The organism is Siphonobacter sp. (assembly GCF_048595215.1).
Lineage (GTDB): Bacteria > Bacteroidota > Bacteroidia > Cytophagales > Spirosomataceae > Siphonobacter.
The window spans coordinates 1-6,017 of the sequence record NZ_JBMDWJ010000001.1; the positions used below are offsets into that span (position 1 = coordinate 1).

The 6,017-nt window shown below is 51.5% G+C and carries 6 protein-coding genes; all 6 read right to left on the bottom strand.

Features of this window, described 5'->3' with window-relative positions; all coding sequences use genetic code 11:
- On the bottom strand, window positions 1-557 hold a 557-nt coding region (locus tag ACOJTG_RS00005; protein WP_420151916.1), incomplete at its 3' end, for a helix-turn-helix domain-containing protein.
- Window positions 558-783: 226 nt separating this feature from the next.
- Window positions 784-2,124 carry a tRNA uridine-5-carboxymethylaminomethyl(34) synthesis GTPase MnmE gene (gene mnmE, locus ACOJTG_RS00010; protein ID WP_420151917.1) on the bottom strand — a complete coding sequence of 447 codons (1,341 nt, stop codon included), beginning with the start codon at window positions 2,122-2,124 and terminating at the stop codon, window positions 784-786.
- 78 nt (window positions 2,125-2,202) lie between these two features.
- Complete coding sequence (locus ACOJTG_RS00015) at window positions 2,203-2,487, bottom strand: SCP2 sterol-binding domain-containing protein (protein WP_094808693.1); 285 nt, start codon at window positions 2,485-2,487, stop codon at window positions 2,203-2,205.
- A 143-nt stretch (window positions 2,488-2,630) separates the two neighbouring features.
- The gene (locus ACOJTG_RS00020; protein ID WP_420151918.1) at window positions 2,631-3,617 is read right to left on the bottom strand and encodes an oxygenase MpaB family protein; all 987 of its coding nucleotides are present in this window, start codon (window positions 3,615-3,617) and stop codon (window positions 2,631-2,633) included.
- A gap of 39 nt (window positions 3,618-3,656) precedes the next feature.
- Window positions 3,657-4,556, bottom strand: a complete 900-nt coding sequence (locus ACOJTG_RS00025) for an aldo/keto reductase (protein ID WP_420151919.1) — start codon at window positions 4,554-4,556, stop codon at window positions 3,657-3,659.
- 61 nt (window positions 4,557-4,617) lie between these two features.
- Window positions 4,618-6,017 (bottom strand): PD-(D/E)XK nuclease family protein (locus ACOJTG_RS00030; protein WP_420151920.1); only part of this gene is annotated, 1,400 nt, incomplete at its 5' end.

Below are 6,017 nucleotides of genomic sequence, written 5' to 3' on the forward strand. Positions count from 1 at the left end.
GGATTTAAGATTTGATCGATAGCTAGCTTGGAGACGTGCACCACCCTACCCTTTTGTAGCTTAGGAACCTGGTTACGCTTGATGACTTCATACAAGGCTTTATCTGAGATGCCATACTTGCTTCTAACCTCGGCAAGCGTATAAGAGGGTTCGTCAGAGTCTAGCTCCTGTATAGTAGGCTCCTGTATCGCTATTGGGGCTGGTCTAGTAAACAGCTTATCAATTTCGGAGCGTTTAATGGTCGTCTTCCTCTCGCCTAGATTTGTCGCTTTCAACGTTCCTTCATCAATGAGCCGATAGATGGTCCTTACTGAACTGTTCAATAGCTTAGCTGCGTCCTTGACCGTCATGAACTCTTTTGCTTTTATGTCCTCTAGATTAAGGCCAGACTCTTTCTTTGGCTGATTAACAGTCAATTGTATCTTCTGAACTCTCACGCCTGCCTTGTAAGCCTTGCTGTTACAGGTATGAGAACAATACCTTGTTTTAGTGGTACGGGCCGTAAAGACCTTTCCACAATGCTCACAGACTTTTTGTACCTCAATGTTAGAACTCATTAAGATGACTTTAGTGTCGTTAAGTGTAATTAAGTGCCACAATCTCGCCTAAAAAACGGACTTAGCATGACCTAAACCCGCTCGAGGTACAACGAAGGTACAAATATTTACAAAACAAACCGATACTATCACAAAATATAACAAAGCATACATAAGGGCCTAACTACTAACTATCAGACCATTACATATACTTTGTTAGAGATACTAATTATTTACTTTGGCAAGATTACTTGCCAATACAAAACTTAGAAAAGATATTCTCCAGCAAATCATCCGTTGTTATTTGTCCGGTTATTTCGCCGAGGTGTACCAGGGATTGGCGGATGTCCATCGCTAGCCAATCCTGGGAGATGCCGGCATCGAGGCCTTCGAGGGCACGTTGCAGGGCGGTATCGGTGGCGGTTAGGTGTTCGTAGTGGCGAAGATTAGTCACTACGGTGTCGTTAGTCCGCTGGAGGTTTACGCGGTCCACGAGGCGTTGCTTGAGTTCTTCAATGCCCTGGCCGGTGGCGGCAGAAATGGAAAAATCCGCGGAAGGATCCTCGTACACATCCGCTTTGGTGTGAATACGTATCACTCGTCCGGGCTCCGGTACCCGAGCCGCGAACAGAGCTTCAAATTCGGCACTGGCCACATCTGTACTGCTTAGCTTGAGAATAATTTCGGCCCGGTCTAGTGCGGCCAGCGAACGTTCGACGCCGATGGCCTCTACCCGATCACTGGTTTCCCGAATGCCTGCCGTATCCAGCACGCGAAACTTGATTCCACTTAAGACTAGCGTGTCTTCAATGACATCGCGGGTGGTACCAGCAATTTCGGTCACAATGGCTTTCTCCTCGTTCAAAAGAGCATTGAGCAAGGTTGATTTTCCGGCGTTGGGCGGTCCCACAATCGCTACCGGCACACCTTCTTTCAGTACATTGCCTAACTCAAAGGAGTCAATGAGGGGACGTAAGGTCTGTCGGATGTTACTGATGAGCTGACGCAATTGCGTACGATCCGCAAACTCGACGTCTTCCTCGCCAAAATCAAGTTCTAGTTCAATCAGCGAAGCGAAGTGAATCAGTTGCTCGCGTAACTGAGCGATGTCTTTCGAAAATCCCCCGCGAATCTGGTGAATCGCCGCCCGGTGACTGACTTCCGTATCCGAGGCAATCAGATCAGCCACGGCTTCGGCCTGAGCCAGATCGAGTTGCCCGTTCAGAAAAGCTCGTTGCGTAAATTCGCCGTGCTGGGCCATCCGGCAGCCGTTTTTAATGAGCAGACGAAGAATCTTCTGGATGATAAAGTTGGACCCGTGACAGGAAATTTCAATGGAGTCCTCGCGGGTATAGGAATGCGGCGTTCGGAATAAGCTGAGCAAGACTTCATCCACAATTTGCCCGGCTTCGTCCCGAATGGTTCCGAAGTGAAGGGTATGCGTTGCCTGTTCGCTTAAATTTTTGCCCCGAAAAAGCTTCTGAACAATGGGAAAGGTTTCTGGTCCTGAGACCCGAATGACGCCAATGGCCCCGATACCCGTCGGCGTAGCGAGGGCACAAATGGTGGAAGTAAACGTACCTGACATGAGAAGGGGAATTCAGGGCGGCTTATCCGTTGACCAGAATCAACAGCCTCTGCGGCAATAAACCGCCCTGAAGGCGACTTAAAACAGCGACTGCAATTTCATGGCGAGCGACATATCACCCGTAATTTTAATTTTACCGAACATCAGAGCCGTCATCGGATTGAGATCACCCGTCATGAGTTTGCCCAGATCTTTGGCACTGATGCCAATGGTAACATCCGATTCGCGATCATCGTTCGTTACGGTACCATCGCGGTCAATGACGATGTTTCCCTCATCGGTCTGAAATTTGATTACGTCACCCGTACCGCCTTTCTGAGCGGCGAGTTGCTTGATTTTAGTGTCTACTTCTTCGAAAGTCATAGAATTGCTGGCTGTTGACGAACGGATCGTCTTTTCATGAATAATTGGGCACTCGCCTTTTCAGTCCGTCAGCGGATGGCGTTCAGTCTGAAAAAGGCCGCAAATTGGCTAGTTCTCCCGAAAATATCAAACCAGTGTAGGCCTCAGGGTCGGAAAAAAATTCGCATGGGTAACAAGCGAACCAGTCTTTTTTCCAACGGTACCGCCGGCAATGCCAGTTGATCCGCGTACTCATCCCCCAGCAAAAACCGCATCTGAGCCGCCGGAAGAGTCTTTAATCCTTCGGGTACGGTATCTTCCAGTGCCCGTAGCAAGGCCTGAGTTAACTGCTGTCCTTCGGGCGAAGGTCGGAACAATCGCCGGGCAATGGATTGCCCCAGTACGTAGCCCTCCCGCAGGTTTTCGGGTAGCAGGTCTTCTGGTACGCCACTGAGGTAGCCTACCACTTTCCAGAAATGGAGGTAAGCCTCCGCCTCTTTTTCGTCGGGTTCAATTCCGTTTTTTCGTAAGCCCTGAATGATGATATAACTAAACGTCAGGTTGGTTCCGGCCATATCTTCTTGGTTGACCGGCTCGCCCCAGGCCGGGTTCCATCGATTCGAATGCCGACAAAACCAGCGTACAACGGCGTGAATCAGGCGTACGTTCAAAATACGTTCGATGGCGTTGGGATGCTTTCCCGTCCAGGCTTCGGCTTCCGTAATGCCAAAGACAAAAGCCCCGGTTTCTTCCAGGCGTTGTCGCGTATCGTTCTGCATCCGTTTGGAAAGAGCCAGCACCTGCACCCCATCGGCAGCCAGGTAAGCGTACGGCAGCGACAGGCAGCCCAGCAACAAAGTAATGGTATCACGATGCCGCTGAAAAAGGCGTATGCCGCTAGCCATCTGCTTCGGATCAGCCCAATCGGGCAGTCGCCCCTCTTCACGAACAAAGCGTCGGCACTCGGGTACCTCTTTCAGCGGAATTTTACCTTCCGTACGTTGCTGAAGGAACGTACGTACTCCCGCCGGACCGCCTACTGCGGCCACTTGTTCAATAATCGCATCCGCAGCCGGATCGGTTTGTTGTCGGTAGTGGCTGAGTAGCTCGTCCGAGAAGTATCGTGTGGGTTTGATGGTACGTAAGAGCATACGAGCATTCGTTTGGCTTTCTACCTCTGATAACCCTTTTTAGGAAGCAGAAATTCGATGTTCCTGATAATTGTTCGCCGCCAGTACAGCACCGAGTTCCGCGTATTCCTCAACAACCAGGCTGGCGTCGCCCGCTCGAAGGGCGTCCTGCAACTGCTCCGCCGTCCGAACGCCCACTACCGCAGCTGCCACGGCGGGCGGGTACAAGGCGTACCGAATGGCGGTAGCAGCCGGATTCCGTTCATCTGTACTCAGGGCCTGTACCGCCTCAGCAGCGGCCTGTACTTCCTCGGCTGAATAGTTGAGATAGGTATCCGCGGGTTTTCCGGCTAGCAGTCCTTTGGCGACGCTGCCCCGGGCTAGTACGCTGATGTTGTGCTGGTGCAACAACTCCAGGCAGGTTTCTTCCGGACGACGATCCAGCAGGCTATACTGCATCATCACGCTGGCGATACTGGAGCGTTTGACGTATTGTTCGATCACGTTCGGACGGATGGATGAAATCCCGTACGCCCGGATCTTTCCCTGCTCTTTCAGCAATTCGAAAGCTTCAATGGTTTCATCCATCGGGTCATCCAGGGTACCACCGTGCAACTGGTACAAATCAAGGTAGTCGGTTTGCAGGCGTTTCAGACTTTTTTCGACCGAGGCCAGAATGTAGTCCTTCGTCGGGTTCCAGTCCCAGCCCTTGCCATCGGCCCGCTCCTGATTGCCCACTTTGGTCGCCAGTACGATCTCCTTCCGGTGGTCTTTTAGTGCTTCGCCCATGAGGCGTTCGTTTTCGCCCTGATCGTAAATATCCGCCGTATCGAAAAGGGTAATTCCTTCATCGAAGGCCTTTTGCAGTAGTTTCGTAGCCGTATCTTTTTGCAGCGACATGCCGCCAAAGGCAATTTCACTCACCACTAATTCCGAGGAGCCTAATCGAGTATACTTCATTCGGGTAAGGTTTTACTACGCTTGAAAAAGGATGATGCCAGCCCGGGGGCTGGCATCATCCTTAATTGGCCCGTCCACAAATCCGGGCGTAATCGCAGTATTCGCAGTGACTTCGGTCCACGGTTTGTTCAAAGGCTCGGCTGGCATCAAGCAGCTCGTCAATGAACTGCGTTAACATAGCTTCACTGTCTTCAAGAAACGTTTCCGGCGTTTCATCCGGACGGAAGCGAAGATTTTCCTGAGCCATGAAACCCGCCGCCAGGTTTCGGAAGGAGATCATCCCCGGCTGTACGATCTGCGTGGCCGAGAGTTCTACGCCGCCGACGCGTTTGTCGTTTTGTTTCAGGACCAGATATTTATACAGCCAGAGTTGCCGCATCACGTCCCAGTTCTGATTGGTCAGAAACATGGGCTGCCATTCGTCCTGGTTTACTTTCAGATCCAGGTTCTTCGCGTCTACTTTTCCGGTTTTATAATCCACAATCCGAATTACGTCGTTGACTCGTTCCAGACGATCAATCTTTCCAGCTACCTGCACCGTACCCTCGCCGTAGGCCAGCGTGGCCACCAGCTTCTGTTCCGGAGCGAGCACCTCCACGCGGTACCCGGCGTCGAGTTCGTCCATGCGTAGCTGGAAGTAGTTTCGCAGGTTGCGTTTAGCCAGGTTGTACAACAACAGATTTTGCCCTTCATGCATGACCTGTCCGGGAAACTTTTCCTGAAAAACGGCTTCCAGACGACTGGGAATCTGCTGCGTAAACCGTTCGTAATCGGCCCGTTCGTACACGCGAACGTTTCGCTCGATCATCTCCCGGTCAATCCGTTCAAGCACTTCGTGCACCCAGGTACCAAAGTCGTTTGCTTCGAGCGTGGTCGATAACTCCTCTTCCTCGGCCACCCCGGCAATGCGTTTGAAGTAGTACTTGAGTGAACACTGGTAATACATGTTCAGGTGCGTCGCGTACAGACCCCGGTTCGCGAGCGACTGAAGAATTTCCCGCTGAATTTGTTCGTTTTTGGTAATCCGTAATACCGGCAGCTCTTCCTGCAAACTACGTTCAGAGCCGAAATCGACCCGCTTTTTCTGCAACTTAGCCTGTTTGTTCTGTTCACCCAGCTCGTATTCCAGTTGCAGTAAAAACCGACTGGGTTCGGCTTTGGCTCCATCACCAGCGGGTACCGTGTGCAGCAAGATGACTTCCTTGGCCCGTTGTAAGAGGCGAAAGAAGTGATAACTCATCACCGCGTCGGCGTCCATGTACGTAGGCAGGCCAAACTCGCGGGCGGCATCAAACGGAATCAGCGAATTTTGCTTTTTCCCCGTCGGCAACGTGCCTTCATTGACGGATAGAATAATCACCCGTTCAAAGTCCAGACACCGGGTCTCCAGCATCCCCATGATTTGCAACGGAGCGGCGGGTTCCCCCGAAAAGGGAATCTTTGTTTGTCGGAGTAACTCCA